Here is a 25,594-nt window from a genome sequence, read left to right on the forward strand (position 1 = left end):
CCATGCAAACCCCTGTTCTCCGCCTGCTGCGCGCGGCCCTCTTGCTGCTGCTGGCCAAGACCGGCTGGGCCGCGCCCGCCTGCCCACCGCAGCCGCAAGCGCCCACGGCCGCGCAGATCCAAAGCCTGGCCGCCAGCGCGCCGGACCGTGGCTTTCTCTACCGCTTGCGACGTGACGGGCATGACTCCTACCTCTACGGCACCTTGCATCTGGGCCGCATGGAATGGATCTTCCCCGGCCCGCAGCTGCGCAAAGCCATGGGCCAGGCGGAGCGTCTGGCCCTGGAGCTGGACCTCAGCGACCCGGCCACCTTGCAGGCGCTGACGCAGCCGCCCGCCCACGCCAAGCCCATGCCACTCACGCCCGATCTGCGTCACCGCCTGGCCGCCCAGAGCAAGGCGGCTTGCCTGCCCGACCAAGGCCTGGGCCAGCTTCACCCCTTGCTGCAGCTGAGCCATTTCGCCGGCCTGGTGGCGCGCTGGGACGGCATGGACCCCGCCTTTGGTCAGGAGCTGATGCTGAGCGCCTGGGCCGGCCAGCGCGGCCTGCCCATCAGCGCACTGGAGTCGGTCGAAACCCAGCTGCAGGTGCTGATCCCCAGCGACCCCGAAGAGGCCCAAGCCCATCTGCGCAAAGGCCTGGAGCAGCTCGAAAAGAAACAGCTACGGCCCATGCTGCGCCGTCTGGCCCAGGCCTGGGCCAAGAGCGATCTCGACACCTTGGCCGGCTACGAAACCTGGTGCCAATGCGTGGCGGACGCCAAGGACCTGGCCGAGCTGCGCGAACTCAACGATGGCCGCAACCCCGGCCTGGCCCGGCGCATCGCCGAGCTGCATGGCCAGGGTCAGGTCTTGCTGGCCGCGGTAGGCAGCCTGCATCTGACCGGCGAGCAAGCCCTGCCTCGCCTGCTGGTGGATTTAGGCTTTGAGGTGCATAGACTGCACTAGCTCAGGCGTCGTACCATCGGACCGCCCTTTCTTCGCCACTTACAAAGACATCAGGAGCAAACCCCATGGCCGACAGCAGCAGCTTCAGCAAATTTGTCCCAGGCTTTGATTTCTTGCAGGGCTTGGTCAAGGGCGCCGGTGCGGCCCTGCCCGGCATCGGTCAATGGGTCGCACCCACGCTCAACCCCGAGGAGCTGGGCAAGCGCATCGAAGAGTTGCGCACCGTGCAGTTCTGGCTGGAGCAAAACGCCCGCATGCTGGGCGCCACCATCCAGGCCCTGGAGGTGCAGCGCATGACCTTGTCCACGCTGAAGTCCATGAACGTGCCCCTGGCCGAGCTGAGCAATGCGCTCAAGCTGCCCGCCACCGATGCCGCCACCCCCGCCGCTTGGCCCGGCGTGCCGCCGGAGATTCTGGCCGCTGCAGCCAAGGCCATGCCCACGGCACCCCCCGCCGCCAAGGCGTCGACCGCCAAGCCCGCAGGCAAGGCCAAGGCGGCCGAAGCCGCCCTGCCTGGCGCTGTCGACCCGCTGCAATGGTGGGGCGCTTTGAGTCAGCAGTTCACCCAGCTGGCCGCCACCGCCATGAAGGACTCGGCCACCGATGCGGCCAAGAATCTGGCCGGTGCCATCGTCAAGCAATCCTTCGATGCCGCCGGAGAGACCCTGCGCAAGGCCGCCAGCGTTCCCGGCGCCGTGGCCGGCAGCATGGTGGATACCATGGCCAAGTCGCTCGCGCCCAAGGCAGGAACCAAGACCGCTGCGGCCAAAACCACGCCGCACAAGCCGGCGCTGCGCACAGCGGCCAATGCCGCGACCAAGACCCCGGCAGCGCGCAAGCGCAAGAGCTGAGCAGGCCTTGAGTCAAAGCCAGACGGGAGCCGAGCAAGCCTGCCGTCAGTTTGCGCCCGCCTGGCCCGCTACAGTCAGGCCAGGAGAGCCCGCGTGAATCCAGCCCCCACTTCAGTCGACCCCGCTCAGCGCTATCAGGCCCAAGCCCGTCTGGTCGAGGCATTAAGTCAGGAATTGCCCGCCCATGCCCTGCTCTGGCATGCCGAGGACACCGTGCCCTATGAGTGCGATGGCCTGACCGCCTATCGCCAACGCCCCCTGCTGGTAGCCCTGCCGGAAACCGAAGCCGAAGTCGCCGCCGTGCTGCGCATCTGCCATGGCTTGCAGGTGCCGGTGGTGGCGCGCGGCGCGGGCACGGGCTTGTCGGGCGGGGCCATGCCGCATGCCGCGGGCGTGACCCTGGGCCTGGCCAAGTTCAAACGCATTTTGCAGATCGACCCCTTGGCCCGCACGGCACGGGTGCAATGCGGGGTGCGCAATCTGGCCATCTCGGAGGCGGCTGCCGCCCATGGCCTTTACTACGCCCCCGATCCCAGCAGCCAGATCGCCTGCACCATAGGCGGCAATGTGGCCGAGAACTCCGGCGGCGTGCACTGCCTCAAATACGGCCTGACCCTGCATAACGTGCTGCGTGTGCGGGGCTTCACCATGGCCGGCGAGGCCGTCGAGTTCGGTTCCGAGGCGCTGGACGCGGCCGGCCTGGACCTGCTCAGCCTGATCGTCGGCAGCGAGGGCATGTTGGCCGTCATCACCGAAGTGCTGGTCAAACTGACGCCCAAGCCCCAGCTGGCCCGCTGCATCATGGCCAGCTTTGACGATGTGCGCAAAGCCGGTGAGGCGGTGGCGCAAATCATCGCGGCGGGCATCATCCCGGCCGGCCTGGAGATGATGGACAAACCCATGACCGCCGCAGTGGAGGATTTTGTGCACGCCGGCTACGACCTGTCGGCCGAGGCCATTCTGCTGTGCGAGAGCGATGGCACGCCCGAGGAAGTGGCCGAGGAAGTAGGCCGCATGAAGGCCGTGCTGACCGCCAGCGGCGCCACCCGCATCGAGATCAGCCAGGACGAGGCCCAGCGCCTGCGCTTCTGGAGCGGACGCAAGAACGCCTTCCCCGCCTCCGGCCGCATCAGCCCCGATTACATGTGCATGGACTCCACCATCCCGCGCAAAAATCTGGCCGCCATCCTCCTGGCCATCGCCGAGATGGAGAAGAAATACCAGCTGCGCTGCGCCAATGTCTTCCACGCGGGCGACGGCAATCTGCACCCGCTGATTCTGTTTGACGGCAGCGACCCCGACCAGCTGCGCCGCTGCGAGGAGTTCGGTGCCGAGATTTTGGAAACCAGTGTGGCCTTGGGCGGCACGGTAACCGGCGAGCATGGCGTGGGCGTCGAGAAACTCAACAGCATGTGCGTGCAGTTCTCGGCCGAGGAGCGCGAGCAGATGTTCGGCATCAAGCGCGCTTTTGACCCGGCCGAGTTGCTCAACCCCGGCAAGGTCATCCCCACCCTGCACCGCTGCGCCGAGTACGGCCGCATGCATGTCAGCCGTGGCCTGCTGGCCCACCCCGATCTGCCGAGGTTTTGATGCTGCAAGAACTCCAGGAACGGGTGCGTGCCGCCGCCGCTGACAAGCGCAAGCTGAACATCCAAGGTCATGGCAGCAAGGCCTTTTACGGTGAAACACCCCAGGGCGAGCCGCTCAGCCTGGCGGGCTTCAGCGGCATCAGCAGTTATGAGCCGAGTGAATTGGTCGTCACGGTCAAGGCCGGCACGCCCATCGCCGAGCTGGAGCAGGCCCTGGCCGAAAAAAACCAACACCTGGCTTTTGAACCCCCACGCTTCCTGGGCCAAGACGGCGGCCAAGGCACGGTGGGTGGCATGGTGGCTTGCGCGCTGAGCGGCCCGGCCCGTATGAGCCAGGGCGCGCTGCGCGAGCATGTGCTGGGCCTCACCTTGCTGAACGGCCGCGCCGAGCTGCTGAACTTTGGTGGCACGGTGATGAAGAATGTGGCGGGCTACGACGCCTCGCGTTTGATCGCGGGCTCGCTAGGCATTCTGGGCGCAATCCTGGAGGTCTCGCTCAAGGTCTTGCCAAGGCCGGTAGCCCAGGCGACCTTGCGTTTCGAGATGGACCAGGCCCAGGCCTTGCAACAACTCAATCAATGGGGCGGCCAGGCCCTGCCCTTGAACGCCAGCGCCTGGTGGGAAGGCGCCCTGGTGCTGCGCCTGGCCGGGGCCCAGGCCGCCGTCGATTCGGCCGTGAAGAACTTGGGCGGCGAAGCGATTGCGCCCGCCCTGGCCGAGCCTTTTTGGACCGGCTTGCGCGATCACAGCGATGAGTTCTTCAAAGGGGCCGAGCGCGCGGTGGATGGCGGCGCCAGTCTCTGGCGCTTGTCGCTGCCGCAAACAGCGCCAGCATTGGCCCAGGTGCATGGCGAGCAGCTGATCGAATGGGGCGGCGCCCAGCGCTGGCTCACCACCGCCATGCCGGCGGCCACCTTGCGCGAGGCCGCCGCACAGCTGGGCGGTCATGCCACGCTGTTCAGGTCTCAGGACAAGCGCTGCGGCGCTTTCGCCCCGCTCTCGGCACCCCTGCTGCGCATCCACCGCGAATTGAAAAAGTCCTTTGACCCCCAAGGCATCTTCAACCCTGGACGACTGTATGCCGAGCTCTGACGCCGACATCTCCCGCCACCAACATATGCCGCGCTACTACGCCCAGCGCGCCAAGGAATACGAGCGGGTGTTCGACAAACCGCATCGTCAGCCCGATCTGGCGCGGCTCAAGCTTTGGCTCACGGAGCAGTTCAGCGGCCGCCATGTGCTGGAGATCGCCACCGGCACCGGCTACTGGCTGCCCGCCGCCACGGCCCAGGCCTTGAGCTGGCTGGGCACCGACATCAACCCCGAGGTGCTGGACGAGGCGCGCGCCAAGGCCCTGGACTTCAACAAGGTCACATTCCGCCTGGCCGACGCCTACGCGCCTGGCATCGTGGCCAACGGCGAGGCCTCGCCCTTTGACGCGGGCTTTGCCGGCCTGTGGTTCTCCCATGTGCCCATGAGCCGTCAGCGGGAATGGCTGCAAGGCCTGCACAGCCAGCTGCAGCCCGGCGCGCGGGTGGTCTTGATCGAGAACCGTTATGTCGAGGGTGACAGCACGCCGGTGCATCGCTTTGATGCCGAAGGCAATGGCTATCAGTTACGCCGCTTGAGCGATGGCAGCGAACATGAAGTGATGAAGAACTTCCCCAGCGAGGCCCGCATGCAAGAGCTGCTGGCCGGCCTGGGCCAAGACCTGATCTGGCGCGAGCTGGACTATTTCTGGACCCTCAGCTACCGCACGGTTTAAGCGGCACTCACCACCATGCAAACCCAGCTTGCGCCGGAATTCAGCAACAGCCCCGAGGGCAAGGCGGCGGCCGCCATTCTGAGCCGCTGCGTGCACTGCGGCTTTTGCACCGCCACCTGCCCCACCTACCAGCTGCTGGGCGATGAGTTGGACGGACCGCGCGGCCGCATCTATCTGATCAAGCAGGTGCTGGAAGGCGCGGAGCCGAGCCGCAGCACTCAGCAACATCTGGACCGCTGCCTGACCTGCCGCAACTGTGAGTCCACCTGCCCCTCGGGCGTGCAGTACGGGCAGTTGCTGGACATCGGCCGCGGCATCGTCGAGGCCAAGGTGGAGCGGCCCAAGAGTGAGCAGGCGGTCCGCTGGCTGCTCAAAGAAGGTCTGACCTCGCCCGCCTTTGGCCCGGCCATGGCCTTGGGCCGCATGGTGCGCCCGCTGCTGCCGACCGCGCTGAAGGACAAGGTGCCCGGCCCGGCGCCGCGCGGCGCACATGACTGGCCCACCGGCCGCCATCTGCGCAAGATGGGCCTGCTCTTGGGCTGTGTGCAGCCCAGCATGGCCCCCAATATCAATAGCGCCACGGCGCGGGTGCTGGACGCCGCCGGCATTCAGACCCTGGTGGCCGACGGTGCCGGCTGCTGCGGCGCCATACGCAGTCATCTGAACGACCACGAGGGCGGCCTGAACGATATGCGCCGCAATATCGACGCCTGGTGGCCGCTGGTCGATGGCCTGACCGAACACGGCAAGATCGAAGCCTTGGTGATGAATGCCTCGGGCTGCGGCGTCACCGTCAAGGACTACGGCCGCGCCCTGGCGCATGACCCGGCTTATGCCGAGAAGGCCGCCCGCATCAGCGCCATCACCCGCGACCTGAGCGAGTTACTGCCCCAGCTGCTGCCGGCCTTGCAGGCTCGCCTGGCCGAGCAGCCATCGGCCGCCTTGCCCAAACTGGCCTACCACCCACCTTGCACCTTGCAGCACGGCCAACAGCTGCGCGGCGGTGTCGAGTTAGGCCTGCAGGCCCTGGGCTTTGACATCCGCCAAGCGCCTTGCGACGCGCACCTCTGCTGCGGTTCGGCCGGCACCTACTCGGTGCTGCAGCCCCAGCTGTCCAAACAGCTGCGGGATCAAAAGCTCAAATCCCTTGCGCCGCTGCAGGCGGACCTGATCGTCTCGGCCAATATCGGCTGTATCCAGCATCTGCAAAGCGGCAGCGCGGACACGCCCGTCAGGCATTGGGTTGAGGTCTTGGCCGATCAGCTCAAGTAATCCGCTTGTTCGACATGCGCCCAAACAAGGGCAAACGATGAGCCCACTGTCATACCGATTTCAGAGAATAGGGGCTGAACAACGGGGGGAGGAGCCCCAAGCTCTATGTTTAGGGCCCCCGCGCAAGCCAAGCCATGACGCTCAGGCCTCATCGCTAAGCCAGCACAGGACGGACCGGATACCGCCGCAGCGGTATCCGGTCATTTTTTTGCCCGCGACTCGGGCCCTCGGGTCCTGCGATTGACAAGGCACACTGCAAGCCATGTGGACAGGTCTCTTCTTCGCCTTGGCTGCCGGCCTTTTGTGGGGTCTGGTCTTTGTTGCCCCCTTGTTATTGCCCGACTACCCGGCTGCCCTGCTGGTGGTGGGTCGCTATCTGGCCTTCGGCCTGATCGCCCTGCCCCTGGCCTTGCTGGACTGGCGCAGCCTGCGCGAGCTGCGCCTGGCCGATTGGCTTGCGGCAGCCAAACTCAGCGCCATCGGCAATTTCCTCTACTACCTCTGCCTGGCCGCCGCCATCCAGCGCGCGGGCGGGCCCCTGCCTACCGTCATCATCGGCACCTTGCCGGTGGTGATCGCCCTCTGCTCCAACCACCGCAACCGCGCGCGTGACGGCCATCTGCCCTGGGGCCGGCTGGCACCTTCGCTGCTCTTGATCGTCTTGGGCATTGCCTGCGTCAACCAGACCGAGCTGCAACGCCTGGCCAACAGCCCGAACGGCGATCTGCGCAAATACCTAGAAGGCGGACTATTGGCCGTCGGTGCCGTGGCCTGCTGGACCTGGTACCCCATCCGCAATGCCGACTGGCTGCGCGAGAACGCCGACCGCAACCCGCGCGTCTGGGCCACGGCCCAAGGCTTGGTGACCCTGCCCATGGCCTTGCTGGGCGGGGGGCTGCTCTACGCCGCCCAAGGCCTCGGCCTGCCTCTGTTGAGCGCCGACTTCGCCCTGCCCTGGGGCCCACGCCCGGCCGCTTTTGTGGGACTGATGCTGGCCGTGGGCCTGCTGGCCTCCTGGGTGGGCACGCTGTGCTGGAACGAGGCCAGCCAGCGCCTGCCCACCAACCTGGTCGGCCAGCTGATCGTGTTTGAAACCTTGGCCGCCCTGGCCTATGCCTTTGTGCTGAGCGGCCACGCGCCGGCAGCGCTGACCCTATTCGGCATCGCTCTGCTGATCGCCGGTGTGCTCTGGGCCCTGCGCATCAAGCCGCAATAAATCATGCCGCCGTCGCGAGTTTTGTCTCGTCCAGCATCAGCTGCGCAATGGCACCGATGCGGCGCAAGGCCGCCGGGTGCTCGGGCCCCCAACGCCCGCCCACGCCCAGGCGCACAAAGGAGCGAAAGCGCGGGCTGGTGCTGAAGAGCTGGCCGGGGGCGATGCAGATGTTCTCCTGCAAACAGGCCTCGTACAGCGCCACCGCGTCCAGGCCACCTGGCAGCTCCAGCCAAAGGATGTAGCCGCCGGCCGGGTCGGTGACCCGCGTGCCCTTGGGGAAGCTCTGGGCGATCAAGCCGCGCGCCTCGTCCACCCGCGCCGCAACGGTAGCGCGCAACTGGCGCAGGGCGGCCTCGTTGCCGGCTTGAGTGAGCAGATCGGCCAGGGCTACTTCCAGCACCGCCGTCTGGGCGCCGGACTGCACGTCCTTGATCTTGCGCAGCACGGCCCCCCATCGCCCCGCCTCCACCCAGCCCAGGCGCAAGCCCGGTGCCAGGGTCTTGTTGAAGGAGCCGCAGAGCATCACATGGCCCGTCGTGTCATAGGACTTGACGGCCCGGCGCTTGTCTTCCTGCTCGGCCAGATCGTTGTAAATCACGTCCTCGATCAAGGCGATGTCGTGGGTGGCGACCAGCTGGGCCAGACGTTTGCGCTCGGCCAAGGGCATGCAAGCACCCAGGGGGTTAGACAAGGTGGGCACGACGAGCACGGCCTTGACGTCTTGCGTCTCCAGTGCCAGCTGCAGGGCATCAACCGAGATGCCGTGGCGCGGATGGGTGGGGATCTCCAGCGCGCGCAGATGCAGGCTTTGCAAAATCTCCAGAAAACCAAAGTAGGTGGGCGACTCCAAGGCCACCACATCGCCGGGCTGGGTGACCGCCTTGAGGCACAGGGTGATGGACTCCATGCAGCCATTGGTCATCACCACATCGTCGGCATGCAGGGAGCAGCCCAGATTGAGCGCATGGCGAGCCACGGCACGGCGGGCTTCCGCGCGGCCGGCCCCGATGGGATAGGCGCAGAGCAGATCGCGGTGCCGCTGCACCGCGCGGTTGAGGGTGCGGCGCACCCGCTCCTGGTCGAACATCTCCGGCCCCGGGCAAGCGGCGCCGAAGGAAATCATGTCTTGCTGCATGGCCAGGCCCAGCACCTCGCGGCCCAGCTCGCCCATCGCCACCTGGCGCGACTGCACGCCGGGGCGGGACTGGCGAGGCTCGGGCAACTCGGCGGGTCGGCTGGCGACGAAATAGCCCGAGCGTGGCCGCGCCGTGATCAGGCGCGCATCCTCCAGCCAGTGATAGGCCTGCACCGCGGTGGACTGGGACACGCCCTCTTGGCGCGCCAGCTCGCGCACCGAGGCCATGCGCTCGCCCCGCGCCAACGTGCCCGAACGGATGCTGCGCGCCAGGCGATCGGCGATCTGCAGATACAGGGGTTCGGTGGATTCAGGCGCGACGAGATGGGTATTCATGCCCCATTCTGTACGGTGCAGCCGCGCACGGACCAGTACAGATGAGCGCCAAGCCGGCCAACACAGTACCGCCTTTGTTCCTGCCTGTGCGGTACAGACTGGCGCTGCTCTGCGTCTGTTGCGATGCCCGGCCAGCGCGCAAGCTGCAAGCCATGGACATCTCACTCAGAACCGCAAGAACAGCCGCGCTGCCGGGTTCACAGCGCCAGACCACAAGCCCCCAAGCCTTGAGCTTGGCCGTGGAGCAGGCCCCGAAGGGCTTGCGCTTGCGAGCCTGGGAGTCCGCCCAGCTGCGGGTGCGCAGTGGCACGGTGTGGCTGACCCAGGACGGAAAGCCGGACGATCTCTTCTTGGTCGTCGGCCAACAGCTCTTGCTGCTGGGCCCGGCTTGCTATCGCCTGGGCGCACTGGACCGTTCAGGCGCCGAGCTGACCCTGCAAAAAGCCTAGATTTTTGGAATGCGAATCCGGCTCACCATCAGCGAGCCCGAGACGGCATACATCAACACCAGGGGGTGCAGATAGAAGCCAGCGATCTCCAGCTTGCCAAACCAGAGCTGGTCACCTAAAGCGCCCTGCCAGGCTGCCACGGCCAGAGCGATGACCAGGACCAAGGAGGTCGGGATGGGCGTGCCCTCAAAGTACTTGACCTTGTTGCCCCCGGCGCTCAAAGCCTCGGCGGTGATATTGAAACGGGCCAGGCGCGAGACGCCGCAGGCCACGAAGAAGACCAGGATGATGCGGTCGTACAAGCCCTGCATGCCGCAGCCATAGGCGATCACCGCCGGGGCCACGCCGAAGGAAATGATGTCGGCCAGAGAGTCCAGCTCGCGGCCCAGGATAGATTGCTGCTGGCGCCAGCGCGCGATGCGGCCGTCCAGCACATCAAAGACCAGGGCCACGGGAATCAGCCCGCAGGCATAGAGCAGGTGCAGAACCTCGCCGGTCTGCAGATAGGTCATCACCGAGAACAGGGCGCCCATGCCGGCGAAGGCATTGCCCAGGGTGAACCAGTCGGCGAGGTGGAACTCGCGGATCATGGCGAAGGGTTTGTTCTTGCGTTCAGTCATGCGCCAAAGCATAAGCGATGCACAAGACTACACCGGCGCCGCGTCCTCAGGCTCGCGCCGCAAGGCCTTGGTCGCTAGATGCCGGATCAAGAGCCCCAGGGGCATGCGCATCCAATGGGCGCGCAGATAGAGCAGGCGCCGCGCCGCGCCCGTCCAAGCATCTTCGCTGCTGGGGTGATCGGGCTGCAAGGCGCGTAGAAACAGGCCATCCATCCAGGCCAGTGTTGCGGTGTCGGGCGCTACATCGCGCAGGCTGCGCAAAGCCTCGCGCGGCACCGGCGTCTGCAGGATTTTGGCGCTGTAGCGCAAGGCATAGAACAGCACCCGGCCCAGGCCCAGCGCGCGCGCGCGCGCCTGCAGATCGCCCCAGAAATTCAGCTGGCCGCCGAAGTGGCGCAGCAAGGCGTCGAGGTCGACCAGATCGCGCAGGCCTTTGTCGAACTCGCCGTCCAGAAACAGATGGCAGGCGCTGTGCAACACCAGGTCCACATCGTCCAGGCGGTACAAGCCCGGCCAGCCAGCAATGGGCACAGCCTGAGCCAGCAGCAGCTTGGCGTCCACGGCCAGGCGGCTGGTCAGGGGCAGGATGTTGTGGTGCACATCGATGACGGTGTCGCGGCGCTGGTGGCGCATGGGCGGGATCTCGTGCATCCACTCGCGGTAGTAGCGCTGGTCGTAGGCATCGTGGTGGACGTTCTGCCAGCCCTCGGCCTGCAAGGCGTATTCCACCGCTTCCAGCTGCGGGCGCGGCACCAGAATGTCCACATCGGCGAACAAGCGGTTCTGGGCCGCCGGCAGGCCGGCCATCACATAGGCAGCCCCCTTCAGCAGCAGGACGGGGGCGCCCAGATCATGCAGGGCATGGGCGATCTGGCCGACCTCCCAGCGCACCGCACGCTCCTGGCTGTCCACCACTTTTTGCACCGAGTCAAAGTGACGCCGCGGGCCGGCCGGCACCTGGCTCAGCAAGCCGGCGCGCTCAAAGCCCAGGGCCAGGCGGGCCAGCAGATTGGCGCGCCTCGCCTGCTGCAACAAGGTCTCCCAATCGCGCACATCCCACAGCAGGCAGGCGGCCGGGTCGACCAGGGCACGGCTGAGCAGGCTGATGCCGGAGCTGGCGCTCATCGCAAGGGCTCCTTGGCATCGGCCAGGGCGGAGAAATAAGCGCAAGCCTGTTCCAGATCGCTGTACTCAAAGCGCAGGCAGTCGGCCGCCGCCACGCCGTCGCAAAGCGTGTCAAAGCCTTGGCGGCCATGCAGGTGGTAGTTGAAGGCGTTGTCCACCAAGGCCATCAAGGCCTCGCCGCGCGCCAAGGGCATGGGGTTCAGGGCGCTGCCGGCCATATAGCGAGGGAACACCACCCAGCCCAGGCGGGCGCGTTCGGTGTCGCGCTGCACACTGGCCGCCGGTGGCCGCATATGCGAGACCGTGCCCTTGACCGTGTCTCGGGTCAGCGGCCCGAAACGCGCCTCGGGCGCAAAAGCCTTGATCACGTCAATCGACTTGTTCTTCAAGCTAACGGGCCGAGCCAGCGGCACCAACTCGCCGCTCACAGGATCAATCAGCGTCAACTCGTCCGACAAAAGCCGCCAGCCGCGATTGACCAGGCCGGCGCACAACGTGCTCTTGCCCGAACCTGGCGGCGCGGGCAGCAGCATCGCGCGGCCGCCGCGCTCTACCACCGCGGCGTGGATGATGATGTATTGATGGCAGTGCGAGGACACGCACCAGTTCAGCCCCCACTCCATCATGGCCGAGGCATGAGGCAGGGCCATGGGCTTGAAGGGCTTGAGCGCGTCGAACAGAAACTGCGCCTGGGGCCGCAGCCAACGCCGCAGGCCGCTGACGGCATCGATGCGCACATCGAAGTCGCAAAAAGGCTGTGGCTGGCCAGCGAGCAAGGTCTCTTGCTCGGCATACAAAGTGGCGAGGGCGCCGGCCACCGAGTCGAGCTGGGAGGCGATGCGCAGCCAGAAAGGCCCGGTGCGCAGCACCAGACCCGGGCCACGCAGACGAGCGCTCAGCTCGGCAGGATCAAGTGCCGCCAGCTTCACCGCAGCACCGGCTCAAGCAAACCCAGCTGCTCAAAATAATGGAGGCTGCGTTCCAGCGACAGGCACAAGTCTTCGTCTTGCTCCGACTCGCCCAACAAGGCCTGGGCAAGCGCCTGGGCCGACCAAGGCCGCGCGTCCTGCTCGTTCAGGAACTGCAGCAACTCATGACCGCTGGCCGAAAGAAGATGGGTATCACCGCTGGCCGCGTTGAAGACCAGGAATTGATCGTCCAGCTGCCGGAAGCACAAGGGGCTCCCGGCCTGCAGCCGCCATTGCAGAGGCGGCGCTGCCTGCGCCTCGCTCATCAATCAGCTTCGCCTGCGCTCAGGGGAAGGTGACCGCAATGCCCATGGTGTATTGCAGGTATTTGATGATTTTGCTGGCCGACCAGATGGCTTCGCTGCCGGGGCGGAAGTTATTGCCCAGATAGCCGGTCCAGACGGCGCGCACCTGGGTGGCGCTGGGCACGGTGGTGGAAGCGGTGTTCAACAAGGCGGCCACCACGAGTTGGGCGATCAGCTTGTCATTGGCCGTGCCGGTCGTCGGGCCGGCCAGCACTTGCTCCAAAGTCAGCGCGGCATACAGCGTGGTGCCGGGGAAGGCGGTGCCAAACAACATGGCGCGGGTGTAGCCAGCAGGCCAGGTCACGCCAGCGGCGACCCAATCGGCTGGGCGCTTGCGGGTGCCGCAGGCCGGGTCGGCGGCTTGGCCCACCAAGCGGCTCACATTGGCCGACTGAAAACCGGTCGGGCCATGGCATTCAATCGCGCCCAGCACCGGGCGGCTGGTGATGGTCAAAGCAACGGGAGCGGCGGCCAGGCCGCCCTTCAGCAAACGCCTCCTGGCCTCGCGGCGAGAGGCGGCCGCATCGCCCACAGGGGATGCAGCGGAGCCAGGCTCGCGCGGATTTTCGGACGGATTGTTCATGACATCTTCTCCCAAGTGACGATCAGCCCCTCGCTCGCAGCCGGGTCACTGAGGTCAAGCAGCTTCAACTTTGGCGAAGTGTTTCATACAACACCTCGGACAGCCACCTCCATCACCCCCCTTGAACGGGTGGTGATTGGATTCAAACGGTAAAACTACATGATCCAGGCGCGGATTTGATGAAGAAATCGCGACTTCTGGCCTTTGTACTGAAAAACCCCTTCAAACGGGGCCGGCGGCGAAAGTATCGCAGGCCTTCAGCTCGCCCGCCTCCAGGCCGCGCCGGAACCAGCGCACCCGCTGCTCACTGCTGCCGTGGGTGAAGCTTTCCGGCACCACCGTGCCCTGGGAGCGGCGCTGCAAGGTGTCGTCGCCGATCTGGGAGGCGGCGTTCAAGGCCTCTTCGATATCCCCTGGCTCCAGGCGCCAGCCCCTGCCTTCCTGGGACAGCTTGGCCCACACGCCAGAGTAACAGTCGGCCTGCAACTCCAGACGCACGCTCAGGGCGTTGTAGTCTTTCTCTGAAACCCGTTGGCGGGCCTTGTCCATCTTGGCCGTCGTGCCTTGCAGATTTTGCAAATGGTGGCCGACCTCGTGGGCAATCACATAGGCCTGAGCGAAGTCGCCCGGCGCCCCCAGGCGATCCCGCAAGGTGTCGTAGAAGGCCAGATCGATGTAGACGCGCTGATCGGCCGGGCAGTAGAACGGCCCCATGGCGGCCTCGCCCGTACCACAAGCAGTTGGCGTGCGCCCACGAAAGAGCGTCAGGCGCGGGGCTTGATATTGCTGCTGGCGAGCAGCGAAATAGTTCCCCCAGACATCCTCCGTGCTACCCAATACGGAGCGAACAAACCGCCCCCCCTCGTCAGTCGGAGGCGGGCCGGGCTGCGGGCTCACCTGGGTCGGCGCCTGGCCTCCCCCGTCCATGCCTCCGAGCAGACCCAGGACCGTCATGGGATTGATGCCAAACGCCCAAGAAGCCAATAAAGCGATGACGATGCCGCCGATGCCGATGCGGCCACCACCCAAGCCAATCCCGCCACGCCCGCCACCGCCGCCTCCGCCATCGCGCAGGTCGTCCACGTTGTCACTTTCTCGCTGGCCTTCCCATTTCATGCAGGGCTCCTCGGGTGAAATATTTGCCGTCTGTGCCGCGGATTGTGCATCCCGTCGCGTGCATCTTGGCTCGGAGCGACGGCGGCCAGACACTGCGCCCATTCTTCACCGCTTTGAGGACAAGACCATGATGAAAACACTGAGCTTGTGTAGCGCCTTGCTGTGTCTTGGCGGCAGTGCCCTGGCCGCCGACGCTGGCATTGAATGGAATCTGCGCATCAAGAACAACGGCAATAGCTGGACGGCCAGCTTCAGCGGCCCGATGGAATACGGTGCGCCGGGCAAGCGGGTGCGCGGCTCCGGCGTGATCGTCGAGAAAGCACGCACAATCAGCGCCTTCAGCAAAATCCGCCTCGACGGCCCCATCGACATGCGGCTCAGCCAAAGCGGGGTCGACGCCGTCAAGGTCTCGGCGGACGACAACCTGGAACCCCTGATAGAAACCGTGGTGGAGGGCGACACTCTGGTTTTGCGTCTGCAGAAAGGTGCCGGCCTGAACACCCGCCATGCGCCCACGGTGCTGGTGGAGAGCAAATCCCTGCAGGCGCTGACCATCAACGGCTCGGGCGATGTGAGCATGGACAAGTTCAAGGGCGATAAGCTCAACCTGAGCTTGGCCGGCTCTGGCGATCTGCGCATCGGCCTGCTGGAGGTGAAGGAGCTGATTGCCAGCGTCTCGGGCTCCGGCGATGTAGAGGTGGCCGGTCAGGCCGACAGCCAGCAATGGCAACTGCACGGCTCGGGCGATGTGAACGCACGCAGCCTCAGCGGACGTAGTGCGCAAGCCCAGCTGACGGGCTCGGGTGATATGTCGATCGGCGTGACCCAAAACCTGGACGTTACCCTGCGCGGATCGGGTGATCTGCGCTACGCCGGTCGGCCCCAGTTGCGACAAACCGTCACGGGCTCGGGAGAAATCAGCAGCCGCTGAGGCAAATCCGGCAAAGCACCCCCCGGATTGCCGCAGAATGCGGTGCATGGAGGTGCCGATGACCGATGCCCGTGCGCCGCATTCTGACGATTTAGACAGCCTGGCCAGCACCTTGCTGAGCTTGCATGAGGACAGCCCCCTGCTGGTGGCCTTGTTCGATGCCGAGGACGTGCTCCGCTACGCCAACCCGGCCTTTCGCCAAGCCTATTGCGTCGAACCCGATGGCCGCCTGAGCTGGGCCGACATGATGCGCGACAACCATGCCCGCAAATGTGGCGCCGCCATCGAGACCAAGAACATCGAGAACTGGATCGCCTCGGTGCGTTCGCGCCGCGGCAAGCTGGCCTTTCGTGCCTTTGAGGCCGATCTGGCCGACGGCCGTTGGATTTGGATGACCGAAACCACCCAGCGCCAGGGCTGGATGCTGTGCGTGGCCAGCGACATCAGCTCGCTGCGCCAGGACAGCCGCGCCCTGCGCCAGGCCCATGGCAAGGCCTTGGCCGCCGCCCAGACCGATGCGCTCACCGGCCTGAGCAACCGCCGTCACGGCATGCAGTTGCTGGAGGCGACCCTGCACGACAGCGAGCTCTGGCCGCTCTGCCTGGCGGCGCTGGACCTGGACGGCTTCAAACAGATCAACGATGGCCTGGGCCATGCGGCCGGCGACGCGGTGCTGAGCGACTTCGCCCGCCAACTGCAGGCCGGCAGCCGGCGCGAGGACGGCTGCCTGCGCCTGGGCGGCGATGAGTTCTTGCTGATCCTGCCCTCGGCCGGCCTGCCCCAGGCCGAGGCCATCATCGAACGCTTGCTGGAGCGGGTGCGGCGCGCCCGCCCCATCCCCACCGCGCCCGAGCAAGGCTATAGCTGCTCGGTCGGCCTGGTACAGGCCAACTGGGGTGAAAGCGGGGAGGCATTGATCGCCCGCGCCGATGCGGCCCTTTACCGGGCCAAGCAGGCCGGGCGTAATCGCCTGGAAATCGGCGACTGAAGCCGGGCGCTCAGGCGGCCGTCGGGCCGGCTGCGTACCAAAGTGCCGCGAAGAAGTGGCAAGCACTGCCGGCCAGCACAAACAAATGCCAGACGAAGTGGGCGTAGCGGATGCGGTGATCCAGCAAGAACACCACCGCGCCCAAGGTATAGGCCAGGCCGCCGGCCACCAGCCAGGCCAGGCCGGCGCTGTCCATGCGGCCGATCAGCGGGCCCATGGCGATGATGACCAACCAGCCCATGGCCAGGTAGAGCCCGGTGGACCACAGCGGGTGACGCAGGCGGTTGAACATCTTGGCCGTCACGCCGATGGCAGCACTGGCCCAGACCAGGGCGAACAGCGTCCAGCCCCAGCCACCGTGCAGCACGCCCAGGGCGAAAGGCGTGTAACTACCGGCGATGAAGAGGTAGATCGCCGCATGATCCAGGCGATTCAGCCACAGCTTGGCGCGGCCCTCGGGCACGGCGTGATACAGGGTGGAAACCAGATAGAGCAGCATCATGGTCACCGAGAACACACAGGCCGCCACCACATTGCGGGTCTCACCCTGCTGCGCGGCCGAGTAAGCCAGGATGGGTAGCGAGGCCACCGCCAGCAAAAAGCCCAGGCCGTGGCTGATCGCATTCGCGATCTCTTCGCCAAAGGATTGATTTCGTGTCGTCATACGGGCATTCTGCGCCTGTCATGTGGCAAAACATGTCACAAAGCCTGGCTTTGCCTTGCGGCCTTACAAAGATTTGCAGTCCATCTTGAACTCTCGTCTTGTGTCCTCGCTTCCCCCGGCCGACAGCCGGGTCCTACGCCGCCGTCTCCTGGCAGCCGCCGCCCTGCTGCTGACCCGACCCAGCCTGGCCCAGGACGGCGGCGCCGCCGAAGAAGGCGGCGGCGGTGGCGAAGGGGTTCTGGTGATGATGGAGGAGTTGCAGCCCTTTTCCTTTTTGGACGAGCAGCGCCAGCCGGCCGGCTATGCGGTGGAGTTGGCGCGCGAGCTGCTGACGCGGGCTGATCTGCCCGGCAGCTTTGAGATCGGCTCCTGGACCCGGGTGCTGGCCAAGGGCCGCGGCCGCGGCGCGGTGCTGATCCCGGCCATCGTGCGCCTACCCGAGCGGGAGAAAGAGTATTACTGGCTGGGCAGCATCGCGCGGCGGCGTGGCATGGTCTACCGGCTGAAGCGCCGGCGGGAAGTCAAGCCGCGCAATTTCGAGGAGCTGCGCCATTACCGCACGGCGGTGGTGATAGGCGACGCCTCGGAGCGCGAGATGCTCAGGCTGGGCCTGGATCCCAGCCAACATCTGGACCGCTGCGCCGACTACGCGGTGGCGCTGCGGCGCTTGTTCGCCGGGCGGGTGGATCTGCTGTCCATCAGCCAGGGCGTGGCCCCGACGGTGCTCAAGCAGCACGGCTACCCCTTCGAGGCGATGGAGCCGGTGCTCAAGCTGCCCGAATCCCTGCCCTCCATGGCCTTGAGCCTGGCCACCGACGCCCCGACCCGGCAAAAACTGCAGCGGGCGTTTGACGCCATGAAGCGGGACGGCCGCATGGCGGAGATTGCGGCGCGCTATCCCACGCTGCCGCAAGAGCCCTGAGGCGAACTCAGCGCGCAGCAGGCTGAGGCTGAGCCGTGGGCAGAGGCAAGACCTGACCCTGGGCCTGCGCAGGCACGCGCAGCTTGAGGATCTTGGCCAGGGTCGGCGCGATATCGGCCACTTCCACCGGCGTCTTCACCTCGCCTTGGCCGACCCAAGCCGGGCCCCAGCTGAGGATGGGCACATGGGTGTCGTACTCATAAGGCGTGCCGTGCGAGCTGCCGCCCACGCGCGAGCCAAACAACCAGCCCGGCTTGACGACCACCTGCACCGGCGCGGCGCGCTCCGGGTCCCAGGACTTGCGCATGGCCTCCAGATACGGGGTCTTGCGATCATCGCTGCGCAGCTGCGCCTCGGTGAAGACATCGGCCACGCCGGGGAACTGCAGCAGCACGGCCTTGGCCTCGGCATACACATCGGCCGGCTTCAAGCCCTTCTGGGCGATCAGCTTTTGATCGAACAAAACGCCAGCGGCCGAGAAGGCGGTGGCCCAGCGGCCCTCGCCGAACTTCTTCACCAGGCCGGCATTGACCCAGGCCATCATCTGGCTGGGGTTGAGGCGCTCGGCATCGCGGCCTTGGCTCTTGGCCCATTCCGGCGTGTCGGCAAAGCCGTGGTCGGCGGTCAGCACAACCATATAGTTACCAGCACCGACCTTGCCGTCCAGATACTGGAAGAAACCTTGCAGATAGCGGTCCAGATGCAGGAAGTGGTCGTGCGAGAGGCGCGACTCGGGCCCGAAGGCATGGTTGATGTAGTCGTGGCTGGACAGGCTGACCGACAGGATGTCGGTCTTGGCGTCCACGCCCAGCTGCTCACCCTCCAGGGCGGCGCGGGCAAAGGCCAGGGTCAGCTCATCGCCAAAGGGCGAGGGCAGGATATTGCCGTAGAACAGCGGGCCGGGCTTCTCATGCTTATCACCCAGGATGGCGGGCAGCTTGTTGCCATTGCCGCCGGCGTACTGCCAAAACTGGCCGTCCGGCACCGAACGGGCATAGGCCGCCTCGGGCAGCATCGGTGCCCAAGTTTTGCCGAAGAAGGCATCGGCCGGTTTGGCGGCATTGAAGTCCTTCACCCACTGCGGGTGGCTGGCCATGTAATAGGTGCTGGAGGCGAACTGGCCCGAGGCGCCCATATACATATAGGCCACGCCCTTGTGGCCGGCCGGCAGGATGGCGCCGCGATCCTTGCCCGAGACGGCAATCACCTTGGAGGCCGGGTCGGCCGTGCGCAGCACGTCGCCCACCGTCTCCACCTTCAGATTGCGCGGGCTGGTGCCGGCCAGGGGTTCGGTCTTGTTCTCGATATAGCTGTAGGCCGCGTCACCGGTGCAATACACCATCTCGCCGCTGACCGGGTCGCGCCATTCATTGCTGATGATGCCGGTGCGCTGCGGGTAGGCGCCGCTGAGCATGACCGAATGGCCGGCCGCCGTCACCGTGTGGCCATGGCCGTAATGGGCGTTGGCAAACCAGGCGCCGCGATCCAGAAAGCGCTTGAAACCATCGGGCTGCAGCTGATCGCGGTAGGCCAGCACCTGGCGCATGGGCAGGCCGTCGATGACCATGAAGACGATGAGCTTGGGCGGGGCGACTTGGGCGGCGGCGCTGGCCACCGGTTTTTGCTCAAGACTGGGGGTGGACGAACAGCCCAACAGCGCAAAAGCCAGGGGCAGGGTCGAGAGAATCCGGGGGGCAAATTTATACATGGTCGGAACGAGCTGCGATCAAGCCCCAGAGCTTAGTTCATTGCGAGGCTCCCACTCAGGGCGCCGTCAAGGGAATACGGATTTCAAAGCTGGTGCCCTCGCCCGGCTCGCTGCGCACCGTGATCGTGCCACCCAGCACCGCGTTGACGATGTTGTAGCTGATGTGCAGGCCCAGGCCGCTGCCGCCCTGGCCCAGCTTGGTGGTGAAGAAGGGCTCAAACACATGGTTCAGGCTTTCGGCATTGATGCCGCAGCCGTTGTCATGGAACTCCAGCCGCAGCCAATCGCCCTGCTGCAAGTTATTGGCCGGCAGGCGCTGGGCCGTCAGGCGCATCTGGCCCTGGCGCTGGCCTTCCAGACCATGCACGATGGCGTTGAGGATGAGGTTGGTCAGCACCTGGCCCAGCGGGCCGGGGAAGCTGTCCATGCGCAGATCGGCCGGCACGTCCAAGTGCAGCTCATGGCCGTCCTTGCGAAGGCGATTGCCCAGGGTCAGGGCCAGTTCCTCGCAGAGACCGCGCAGATCGAACTGGCGCCGCTGGTCCGAGGTTTGGTCGACCGCCAGATGTTTGAAGCTGCTGATCAAGCTGGCCGCGCTGCCCAGGCTGCGCACCAGCAGGCTGCTGGAATCCTCGGCGCCCTGGCAATAGCGCTCCAGCTCCGAGCGTCGCAGCGCGCCGCTCTGCACTGTGGCCAGAAAGCGTTTGGTGTTGTCGCGCAAGGTGCTGGCCATCAAAAGGCTGTTGCCTATCGGCGTGTTGAGCTCATGCGCCACACCCGCCACCAAGGACCCCAGCGCCGCCATCTTCTCCTGCTCCACCAGACGGGCCTGGGCCAGTTGCAGGCGGCGGTAGGCCTCGGCATTGTCCAGCGCCACGGCGGCGTAGGCGCCCAGGGTGCGCAGGATGTCCAGATCGCCGTTGTCGAAGGCGCGCGGCCGCTTGTTCAGCACGCTGATGACGCCGATCACCGCGCCCTTGATCATCATGGGCACATAAATGGCCGAGCGCGACAGCGCCGGCTCCGCCCCGTCTTGCATGGTGATGCGGCTGGCTTCGGTGGCACCGGGCAGCACCAGCAGGCGGTTGTCCTGGCCCAGCTCGTCGAGCAGCAGCTCGCGGCCGTGCAAGGCGCATTGCACCGCGGGCTGCTCCACCGAGTCCAGGCTGCGCTGATAGGGCAGCAAGGGCTCGCCCTCTTGCATCACATAGTCGAAGGCCACCACCCGCGCCTGCCAGTCCACCAGACCGACGCCAAAAGCATGGGCGTCGATCAGCTCGTTGACATGGCGATACAGGGTTTGCTGGATGGCCTCCAGCTCCAGCGAGGCGGTGATCTGCCGGCCGATCTCGCTCAGCAGGCTGATGTCACGCCGCGCCTTCTCAGCCGCCACCCCTTGGGCCACGGCCAGCTGCTTTTCGTGCGCCAGCTGATGCTGCTGATCCAGCAGCTGCTGGGTGCGCGAGCGCACCTCCCGCTCCAGCCACTCCCGCGACTGATTCAAGACCCGCACCCGCAGGTGGTAGGCCGTGGCCAGCAGCAAGAGCACCAGCAGCGCCGCGCTGGCACGCGCCCACCAAGTGGCCCAAAACGGCGGCGCCACGGAAACGCTCAGCAGTTCGCGCGGCTCGCCCCACAAACCATCGGGGTTGGCGGCCTTGGCCAGCAGGCGGTAGCGGCCGGGGTCCAAATTGGTATAGGTCGCAAGACCCGCATCCCCCTCGCCATAAATCCATTCGCGGTCAAAGCCCTCCAGCATCCAGGCGTAGCGATTGAGCTTGCTCTTGTCGAACTGCAGGGCCGAGAGCTCAAAGCTGATCATGTTCTGCTTGTAGCTCAGCGCCAGGCTGCGCGCCTGGTGCAAGGGCCCGGGGATGCCCACATCGGCCAGCGTCAACAGGCCGTTCGCTCGCGTGTCGGCCGCCGGTGCAGGGGTCGAGCTGGCCTGTGCCTCGGCCCACAACGCGCCCTCTGCCCCGCGCCCATGGGCATGGGGCAGCAGCGAGTGGTTGAACACCCGCAAATCGCTCAGCACCAACTCGGGCTTGAGCGGGTTGTCATGCAGCTGATCCGGCCGCACCCTCAGCACGCCGGGCGGCCCGCCCAGATAGATGCTGCCGTCCGGCCCACGCGCCGCGGCGCCGAACTCGAAGCCCCCGCCAAAGCGCGCGAAACCTGGATAGAAGCGCGCCCGCCCCTGGGCAAGTTCGACCCGGGTCAGACCCAGCTCATTGCCCAGCCAGAGATCGCCATTGCTGGCATCCTGAATCGACTCGAAGGAGGAGGCGGGCAGACCCGGCAAATCGGCCATGGATTTGAGCTCCCAGCTCTCACCCCGGGCCACCAACTCGAACAAGCCCTGGGGGCTGACCAGCCAGATGCGCCCGCTGGCATCCTGGCGCATGCCCTGTACCGCCAGACGCTTGGGCTGGGGCAGCACGGCATTGGCCTGCAGCGGCTGTGAGAAGCGTTCGGTCATCGGGTTCCACAGATGCAGACCGCCCTTGGTGCCCACCCACAGCCGGCCTTCACGGTCCTCCAGCAGGCAGTCCACCGTGTCGCTATTCAAGCCGGAGCCGACATCGGCGCGGAACACCCGCATGCGCTGGTCTGCGCCCTCGAAGCGGTACAAGCCCGCCGCACTGCCGGCCCACACCGTGCCGCCGTGGTCGCGCAAAAGGCTGCTGATGGACACCTTGGCCAGCATCTCCTTGCCCTGCAGCAAGGGCTGACTGCGGCCACGCTTGAGGTCGTAGCGCAGCACGCCGTTTTCACCGCCGACCCATAGCGAACCGTCATTCATGGGCAGCAAGGCCTTGATCAAGGGCATGGGCAGGCGCTCCAGCGGGATGCGCTCGCTGCGCCCGCTGGCCAGATGCAGGCGGTTCAGGCCCCCGCCATAGGTGCCCACCCACAGAAACTCATCACCGTCCGGCGCCATCGCCGCCACCAGCGGCCAGGACAGAGTCTGCGGCTCGCCGGGCAGGCTGATGTAGCGGCTGAAGCCACCCGAGCCCAGATCGGCAATGCTCAGCCCCGCCCCCCAGCTGCCCACCCACAGGCTGCCGCTGCGGTCCTGCATCAGGGAGCTGACCATGTCCGAGGCCAGGCTGGTGGGCACCGCGTCGTGGTGAGTAAAGAGCTGGGTCGTCTCGCTGCCCTCGCGCCAGCGGCGCAGGCCGGCGCCGCCATCCCCGTTGGTGCTCATCCAGATGCTGTTTTCAGCATCGCGCAAGATCCCCACCACGGCGGTGCGCGGCAGCTTCAGGCGCAAGGACAAGGGGTCAGGTCTTGCCGGCTGTCCACCCGGCTGCAAGCGCCAAATCTGCACCCCGCCGGCCAAGCCCAGCCACAAACGCCCCTGGCCGTCCAAGCTCAGCACCAAGGGCAATTGCTGCGTCGCGCTCAAGGCCTCGGCGCCCAGGCCCTGGCGCGTGTCGATCTGCTCGCCCAGGCTTTGATCGGCCCGCACATGCAGGGCGTAAGAGCCCTGCAATATCCACACCCCGCCCTGGCCGTCGCTCATCATGCGGCGGATATGGCCGGAGGCCGGGTTGGCCGTGCCCTTGGGCGGCGTCCAGGGCCGGTACTCGGCCCGAGCTTTGTCAAACAGATAGAGCCCGCCCATATGGGCCACCCACAGGGTCTGCCCGCCCGCCGGGGCCAGGCCCACCACCTGCTGGCCGCGCGCGCTCAGCTCGGGGGGCGAGGCATGGCGGCGCAGGCGGTCGCTGCGCAAATCCACCTGGTTGAGCCCGCCGTCGGTGCCCACCCACATGCTGGCCGTGGCTTCGTCCTCCAACAGCACCTGCACGACGGGGTGGCTGAGCGAGTCCGCGCGCTCCAGATCGACACCAAACTTCTTGAAATGGCGGCCGTCATAACGCAGCAAGCCATTGGTCGTGCCGATCCAGATCAGGCCTTGCCGGTCCTGGTAGGTGGTGGCCACACTGAGGCTGGGCAGGCCTTCTTCGGCGCCCAAGCGGGTGAAACTCAGATCCAGCAGGGCCGTGGCGGCCTCGGCGCTTGCTGCCGTGGCCGCCAGGCTCAGGCCGCCCAAGGCCAGGGCACTGCCCAGGAAGGCCGAAGTGGCCGGGGCCAGCAAGGCTGCCAGCAAGGCCAGGGCTCGCAAACCCTTGCCGCCCATGCCTCGCACCGCCACACAGGGTTGGGGCAGCAAACTGGGGGGCGGCGTCGAGACAAAAGCTCCGGGCACAGGCATCAAACCGTCAAATCCAAAAGGCATGGGCTTGACAGCGTAACGCCCCGGAGCGGGGTCAGACAATCCGGCCTAGCCTCACTTCGCCAAAAGCGGGCGAAATAACGGCCTTTCAGATCGGCACCGCACCTTGCAAGTGCGCACAAGCCGTTGGGGAATCAGTTGGGGCGTTGGCCGCGGCGCTCGTCCGGGGTCTGGCCCTTGGGCTCGGCATGCAGGGCCGCGTCGGCCGCTTGCAGCAACTCTTGGGCGCTGAGGCGGGGGCGCTCGCGGTCGCCCTCACGGCTGCCGCGCTCGCTGCGCGCCCAGGCCATTTGCAGGGCCAGGGTCAGGCACTCATGGCGATGCTCGTAGGCGCCGCTCAGCTGCTGTTGCAAGCGCTGTTGCACGACGCCGGGCTTGGCCCCTGCCATGTTTTGCAGCAGCACGCCGAAACGCCGGGCGCCGATCTGCACCACCACATCGCTGCTGCGCACCCTTGCCCGCAGGCGCTCGCCCATGGCCGTCAGCACCGCCTGGGTCTGTTCGGCATCGGCCTCGGTCGCCGCTTCCACCACCCGCAGGCTGCGTACGCTCAGCATCAGCAAGGCCGGCTCGGCCCCGCTGCGCCGGGCGCTGCCCAGCTCACGGTTGAGCAGGCTCGCAAAGCCCTCCAGCGTCGGCACCCGGATGACCTCGGGCGGTGCCGGCCGCAGCCGCAGGGGCAGAGGCACGCTGACCACGAAGGGGCTGATCTCGGGCTTGGAGCTGTTGATGAACATGGCGCTGCGTCTCTTTTGGCTTGCGGGACACGTTTAAAGATGAGGTGAGGGCGCCGCCAGCGACGCATGTTCTCCGAACGCGGCCTCCCCAGACCTTGCGTCAATGTCACGCCCTCATTCTGTAAAACGGAATCCCGCCGGCAAACCCGACATGCGGCTCGCACAAATTTGCAAATAGCTGTGGCGCCATCACTTTCAGCCGCTAGAGTGCCTAACTTGCCAGATATGTAACAAGGGCGGGTAAGCTTGTTTTTCTAAAGCAAACGCCCCCACCAAGGGAGGCCCGGCCAGCCCGGGAGCCAGTGACGTGAGGACCAGCGACGACCTGCCGCCTGCCGCCAAAAGCAATGCCCAAAGCGGTGCTGCCATGAGCGATGCCAGTGAAATTACCCAGCTGCTGCGTGCCGCCAGCGCGGGTGATGCCCTGGCCGGCGAGCGCGTCATCAGCCTGCTCTATGCCGACCTGCAGCGCCTGGCCCGCAGCCGCCTGCGCCAGGCCGGCAATGCCGGTGGCCTGACCCTGCTGGACCCGACCGGCCTGGTGCATGAGTCCTATCTGCGCCTGCAGCAAGGCGGCAAGGGCGGGCTGGACTTCCCGGATCGCAAGCATTTTTTGTCCTACGCCGCCCGGGTGATGCACAACATCGTCATCGATATGGTGCGCTCCCGCCAGGCTCAGCGCCACGGCGGCGAGTTCGAGCAAGTGACCTTCAGCACCACCATCGCCGGCCTGCCCGCGGTGCAGAACGATGCGCAGATCCTGGGCGTGCACGAGGCGATGGAAGAGCTGGCGGCCTTTGACCCACGCCTGTGCCAGGTGGTGGAGATGCGCTACTTCGGCGGCCTGACCGAGGGCGAGATCGCCGAAAGCCTGGGCCTGACCGAAAGAACCGTGCAGCGCGACTGGCAAAAAGCCCGGCTGTATCTCTCCATCGCGATGCAGAAGTAGCCTGTTCAACAAACAGACTGACAGACAAACAAATAACCAGACAAGAAAGATCTCAAGGCATGCGGGAGATAGACAAAGCACGCTGGCCCCAGCTGAGCCCTTTGCTGGACGAATTGCTGGACCTCGACGAACCCAGCGCCCGCGCCGCCCGCCTGCAGCACTTGCAGGCCCAGCA

Annotated in this window: 23 protein-coding genes; 12 read left to right on the forward strand and 11 right to left on the reverse strand. The window is 66.2% G+C overall.

The window, feature by feature from the left end:
* Nucleotides 1–2 precede the first annotated feature (2 nt).
* The 7 genes from DBR47_RS18875 to DBR47_RS18905 all read left to right on the forward strand — a co-directional run bounded on the left by DBR47_RS18875 (nt 3) and on the right by DBR47_RS18905 (nt 7,640).
* Nucleotides 3–947, forward strand: a complete 945-nt coding sequence (locus DBR47_RS18875; RefSeq protein WP_197047157.1) for a TraB/GumN family protein — start codon at nt 3–5, stop codon at nt 945–947.
* 65 nt (nt 948–1,012) lie between these two features.
* Nucleotides 1,013–1,798, forward strand: a complete 786-nt coding sequence (locus tag DBR47_RS18880) for a PhaM family polyhydroxyalkanoate granule multifunctional regulatory protein (RefSeq protein WP_124452951.1) — start codon at nt 1,013–1,015, stop codon at nt 1,796–1,798.
* Nucleotides 1,799–1,891: 93 nt separating this feature from the next.
* A complete protein-coding gene (locus tag DBR47_RS18885; RefSeq protein ID WP_124452953.1) occupies nt 1,892–3,388 on the forward strand; it encodes an FAD-linked oxidase C-terminal domain-containing protein in 1,497 nt (498 codons plus the stop codon).
* Nucleotides 3,388–4,479, forward strand: a complete 1,092-nt coding sequence (gene glcE / locus DBR47_RS18890) for a glycolate oxidase subunit GlcE (RefSeq protein ID WP_124452955.1) — start codon at nt 3,388–3,390, stop codon at nt 4,477–4,479. The genes DBR47_RS18885 and glcE overlap by 1 nt, the downstream gene beginning before the upstream one ends.
* A complete protein-coding gene (locus DBR47_RS18895; RefSeq protein WP_231512396.1) occupies nt 4,466–5,152 on the forward strand; it encodes a class I SAM-dependent methyltransferase in 687 nt (228 codons plus the stop codon). Before glcE ends, DBR47_RS18895 begins: the two co-directional genes overlap by 14 nt.
* Nucleotides 5,153–5,167: 15 nt before the next feature.
* Nucleotides 5,168–6,424 (forward strand): glycolate oxidase subunit GlcF, encoded by a 1,257-nt coding sequence (glcF, locus tag DBR47_RS18900; protein ID WP_124452957.1) that lies wholly within the window; start codon nt 5,168–5,170, stop codon nt 6,422–6,424.
* A gap of 262 nt (nt 6,425–6,686) precedes the next feature.
* Complete coding sequence (locus DBR47_RS18905; protein ID WP_124452959.1) at nt 6,687–7,640, forward strand: DMT family transporter; 954 nt, start codon at nt 6,687–6,689, stop codon at nt 7,638–7,640.
* Nucleotide 7,641: 1 nt separating this feature from the next.
* Here the strand turns inward: DBR47_RS18905 and DBR47_RS18910 are convergent, their stop codons facing one another.
* The gene (locus tag DBR47_RS18910; protein ID WP_124452961.1) at nt 7,642–9,111 is read right to left on the reverse strand and encodes a PLP-dependent aminotransferase family protein; all 1,470 of its coding nucleotides are present in this window, start codon (nt 9,109–9,111) and stop codon (nt 7,642–7,644) included.
* A gap of 152 nt (nt 9,112–9,263) precedes the next feature.
* Here DBR47_RS18910 and DBR47_RS18915 point away from each other — a divergent pair, with 152 nt between their 5' ends.
* A complete protein-coding gene (locus tag DBR47_RS18915) occupies nt 9,264–9,560 on the forward strand; it encodes a DUF2917 domain-containing protein (protein WP_197047158.1) in 297 nt (98 codons plus the stop codon).
* Here DBR47_RS18915 and pssA read toward each other — a convergent pair.
* From pssA to DBR47_RS18945, 6 genes are all read right to left on the reverse strand, one after another.
* The gene (pssA, locus tag DBR47_RS18920) at nt 9,557–10,180 is read right to left on the reverse strand and encodes a CDP-diacylglycerol--serine O-phosphatidyltransferase (RefSeq protein ID WP_124452965.1); all 624 of its coding nucleotides are present in this window, start codon (nt 10,178–10,180) and stop codon (nt 9,557–9,559) included. The genes DBR47_RS18915 and pssA overlap by 4 nt on opposite strands.
* A gap of 27 nt (nt 10,181–10,207) precedes the next feature.
* On the reverse strand, nt 10,208–11,305 hold the full coding sequence (locus DBR47_RS18925) for a nucleotidyltransferase family protein (protein WP_124452968.1): 1,098 nt from the start codon (nt 11,303–11,305) through the stop codon (nt 10,208–10,210).
* Nucleotides 11,302–12,234: an HprK-related kinase A gene (locus DBR47_RS18930; protein ID WP_124452970.1), complete on the reverse strand. Its 933-nt coding sequence runs from the start codon at nt 12,232–12,234 to the stop codon at nt 11,302–11,304. Before DBR47_RS18930 ends, DBR47_RS18925 begins: the two co-directional genes overlap by 4 nt.
* Nucleotides 12,231–12,539: an HPr-rel-A system PqqD family peptide chaperone gene (locus DBR47_RS18935; RefSeq protein WP_124452971.1), complete on the reverse strand. Its 309-nt coding sequence runs from the start codon at nt 12,537–12,539 to the stop codon at nt 12,231–12,233. The genes DBR47_RS18930 and DBR47_RS18935 overlap by 4 nt, the downstream gene beginning before the upstream one ends.
* A gap of 19 nt (nt 12,540–12,558) precedes the next feature.
* Entirely contained in the window at nt 12,559–13,161 is a 603-nt protein-coding gene (locus tag DBR47_RS18940; protein ID WP_124452973.1) for a hypothetical protein, read from the reverse strand.
* A 222-nt stretch (nt 13,162–13,383) separates the two neighbouring features.
* Nucleotides 13,384–14,277, reverse strand: coding sequence for a neutral zinc metallopeptidase (locus DBR47_RS18945; protein WP_124452975.1), 894 nt, complete (start codon nt 14,275–14,277; stop codon nt 13,384–13,386).
* A gap of 130 nt (nt 14,278–14,407) precedes the next feature.
* Between DBR47_RS18945 and DBR47_RS18950 the strand changes: the two genes are divergently transcribed.
* The gene (locus DBR47_RS18950) at nt 14,408–15,208 is read left to right on the forward strand and encodes a head GIN domain-containing protein (protein WP_197047159.1); all 801 of its coding nucleotides are present in this window, start codon (nt 14,408–14,410) and stop codon (nt 15,206–15,208) included.
* Between the two features lie 58 nt (nt 15,209–15,266).
* Entirely contained in the window at nt 15,267–16,196 is a 930-nt protein-coding gene (locus DBR47_RS18955) for a GGDEF domain-containing protein (RefSeq protein ID WP_124452979.1), read from the forward strand.
* A gap of 10 nt (nt 16,197–16,206) precedes the next feature.
* On the opposite strand, the gene DBR47_RS18960 is transcribed toward DBR47_RS18955, so the two are convergent.
* Nucleotides 16,207–16,860, reverse strand: a complete 654-nt coding sequence (locus tag DBR47_RS18960; RefSeq protein WP_124452981.1) for a hemolysin III family protein — start codon at nt 16,858–16,860, stop codon at nt 16,207–16,209.
* An 85-nt stretch (nt 16,861–16,945) separates the two neighbouring features.
* Between DBR47_RS18960 and DBR47_RS18965 the strand changes: the two genes are divergently transcribed.
* The gene (locus tag DBR47_RS18965; RefSeq protein ID WP_124452983.1) at nt 16,946–17,782 is read left to right on the forward strand and encodes an ABC transporter substrate-binding protein; all 837 of its coding nucleotides are present in this window, start codon (nt 16,946–16,948) and stop codon (nt 17,780–17,782) included.
* A gap of 7 nt (nt 17,783–17,789) precedes the next feature.
* Here the strand turns inward: DBR47_RS18965 and DBR47_RS18970 are convergent, their stop codons facing one another.
* The 3 genes from DBR47_RS18970 to DBR47_RS18980 form a co-directional block, all read right to left on the reverse strand.
* Nucleotides 17,790–19,490 (reverse strand): alkaline phosphatase family protein, encoded by a 1,701-nt coding sequence (locus tag DBR47_RS18970; RefSeq protein ID WP_124452985.1) that lies wholly within the window; start codon nt 19,488–19,490, stop codon nt 17,790–17,792.
* Between the two features lie 55 nt (nt 19,491–19,545).
* Nucleotides 19,546–23,775 carry a two-component regulator propeller domain-containing protein gene (locus DBR47_RS18975; RefSeq protein ID WP_231512397.1) on the reverse strand — a complete coding sequence of 1,410 codons (4,230 nt, stop codon included), beginning with the start codon at nt 23,773–23,775 and terminating at the stop codon, nt 19,546–19,548.
* Nucleotides 23,776–23,867: 92 nt separating this feature from the next.
* Nucleotides 23,868–24,470 carry a diguanylate cyclase domain-containing protein gene (locus DBR47_RS18980; RefSeq protein WP_124452988.1) on the reverse strand — a complete coding sequence of 201 codons (603 nt, stop codon included), beginning with the start codon at nt 24,468–24,470 and terminating at the stop codon, nt 23,868–23,870.
* Nucleotides 24,471–24,777: 307 nt separating this feature from the next.
* On the opposite strand from DBR47_RS18980, the gene DBR47_RS18985 reads away from it, so the two are divergent.
* On the forward strand, nt 24,778–25,419 hold the full coding sequence (locus DBR47_RS18985; protein WP_124452990.1) for an ECF-type sigma factor: 642 nt from the start codon (nt 24,778–24,780) through the stop codon (nt 25,417–25,419).
* Nucleotides 25,420–25,594: the final 175 nt, after the last annotated feature.

Source organism: Paucibacter sp. KBW04 (assembly GCF_003852425.1).
GTDB lineage: Bacteria > Pseudomonadota > Gammaproteobacteria > Burkholderiales > Burkholderiaceae_C > Paucibacter_A.

What these genes read in the sequence shown, in the direction of transcription:
- DBR47_RS18945 (WP_124452975.1), bottom strand. Translation starts at nt 14,277, where the DNA reads ATGAAATGGGAAGGCCAGCGAGAAAGTGACAACGTGGACGACCTGCGC.
- DBR47_RS18910 (WP_124452961.1), bottom strand. Translation starts at nt 9,111, where the DNA reads ATGAATACCCATCTCGTCGCGCCTGAATCCACCGAACCCCTGTATCTG.
- DBR47_RS18895 (WP_231512396.1), top strand. Translation starts at nt 4,466, where the DNA reads ATGCCGAGCTCTGACGCCGACATCTCCCGCCACCAACATATGCCGCGC.
- DBR47_RS18935 (WP_124452971.1), bottom strand. Translation starts at nt 12,539, where the DNA reads ATGAGCGAGGCGCAGGCAGCGCCGCCTCTGCAATGGCGGCTGCAGGCC.
- glcF (WP_124452957.1), top strand. Translation starts at nt 5,168, where the DNA reads ATGCAAACCCAGCTTGCGCCGGAATTCAGCAACAGCCCCGAGGGCAAG.
- DBR47_RS18915 (WP_197047158.1), top strand. Translation starts at nt 9,264, where the DNA reads ATGGACATCTCACTCAGAACCGCAAGAACAGCCGCGCTGCCGGGTTCA.
- pssA (WP_124452965.1), bottom strand. Translation starts at nt 10,180, where the DNA reads ATGACTGAACGCAAGAACAAACCCTTCGCCATGATCCGCGAGTTCCAC.
- DBR47_RS18905 (WP_124452959.1), top strand. Translation starts at nt 6,687, where the DNA reads ATGTGGACAGGTCTCTTCTTCGCCTTGGCTGCCGGCCTTTTGTGGGGT.
- DBR47_RS18960 (WP_124452981.1), bottom strand. Translation starts at nt 16,860, where the DNA reads ATGACGACACGAAATCAATCCTTTGGCGAAGAGATCGCGAATGCGATC.
- DBR47_RS18940 (WP_124452973.1), bottom strand. Translation starts at nt 13,161, where the DNA reads ATGAACAATCCGTCCGAAAATCCGCGCGAGCCTGGCTCCGCTGCATCC.
- DBR47_RS18880 (WP_124452951.1), top strand. Translation starts at nt 1,013, where the DNA reads ATGGCCGACAGCAGCAGCTTCAGCAAATTTGTCCCAGGCTTTGATTTC.
- glcE (WP_124452955.1), top strand. Translation starts at nt 3,388, where the DNA reads ATGCTGCAAGAACTCCAGGAACGGGTGCGTGCCGCCGCCGCTGACAAG.
- DBR47_RS18875 (WP_197047157.1), top strand. Translation starts at nt 3, where the DNA reads ATGCAAACCCCTGTTCTCCGCCTGCTGCGCGCGGCCCTCTTGCTGCTG.
- DBR47_RS18955 (WP_124452979.1), top strand. Translation starts at nt 15,267, where the DNA reads ATGACCGATGCCCGTGCGCCGCATTCTGACGATTTAGACAGCCTGGCC.
- DBR47_RS18925 (WP_124452968.1), bottom strand. Translation starts at nt 11,305, where the DNA reads ATGAGCGCCAGCTCCGGCATCAGCCTGCTCAGCCGTGCCCTGGTCGAC.
- DBR47_RS18980 (WP_124452988.1), bottom strand. Translation starts at nt 24,470, where the DNA reads ATGTTCATCAACAGCTCCAAGCCCGAGATCAGCCCCTTCGTGGTCAGC.
- DBR47_RS18950 (WP_197047159.1), top strand. Translation starts at nt 14,408, where the DNA reads ATGAAAACACTGAGCTTGTGTAGCGCCTTGCTGTGTCTTGGCGGCAGT.
- DBR47_RS18970 (WP_124452985.1), bottom strand. Translation starts at nt 19,490, where the DNA reads ATGTATAAATTTGCCCCCCGGATTCTCTCGACCCTGCCCCTGGCTTTT.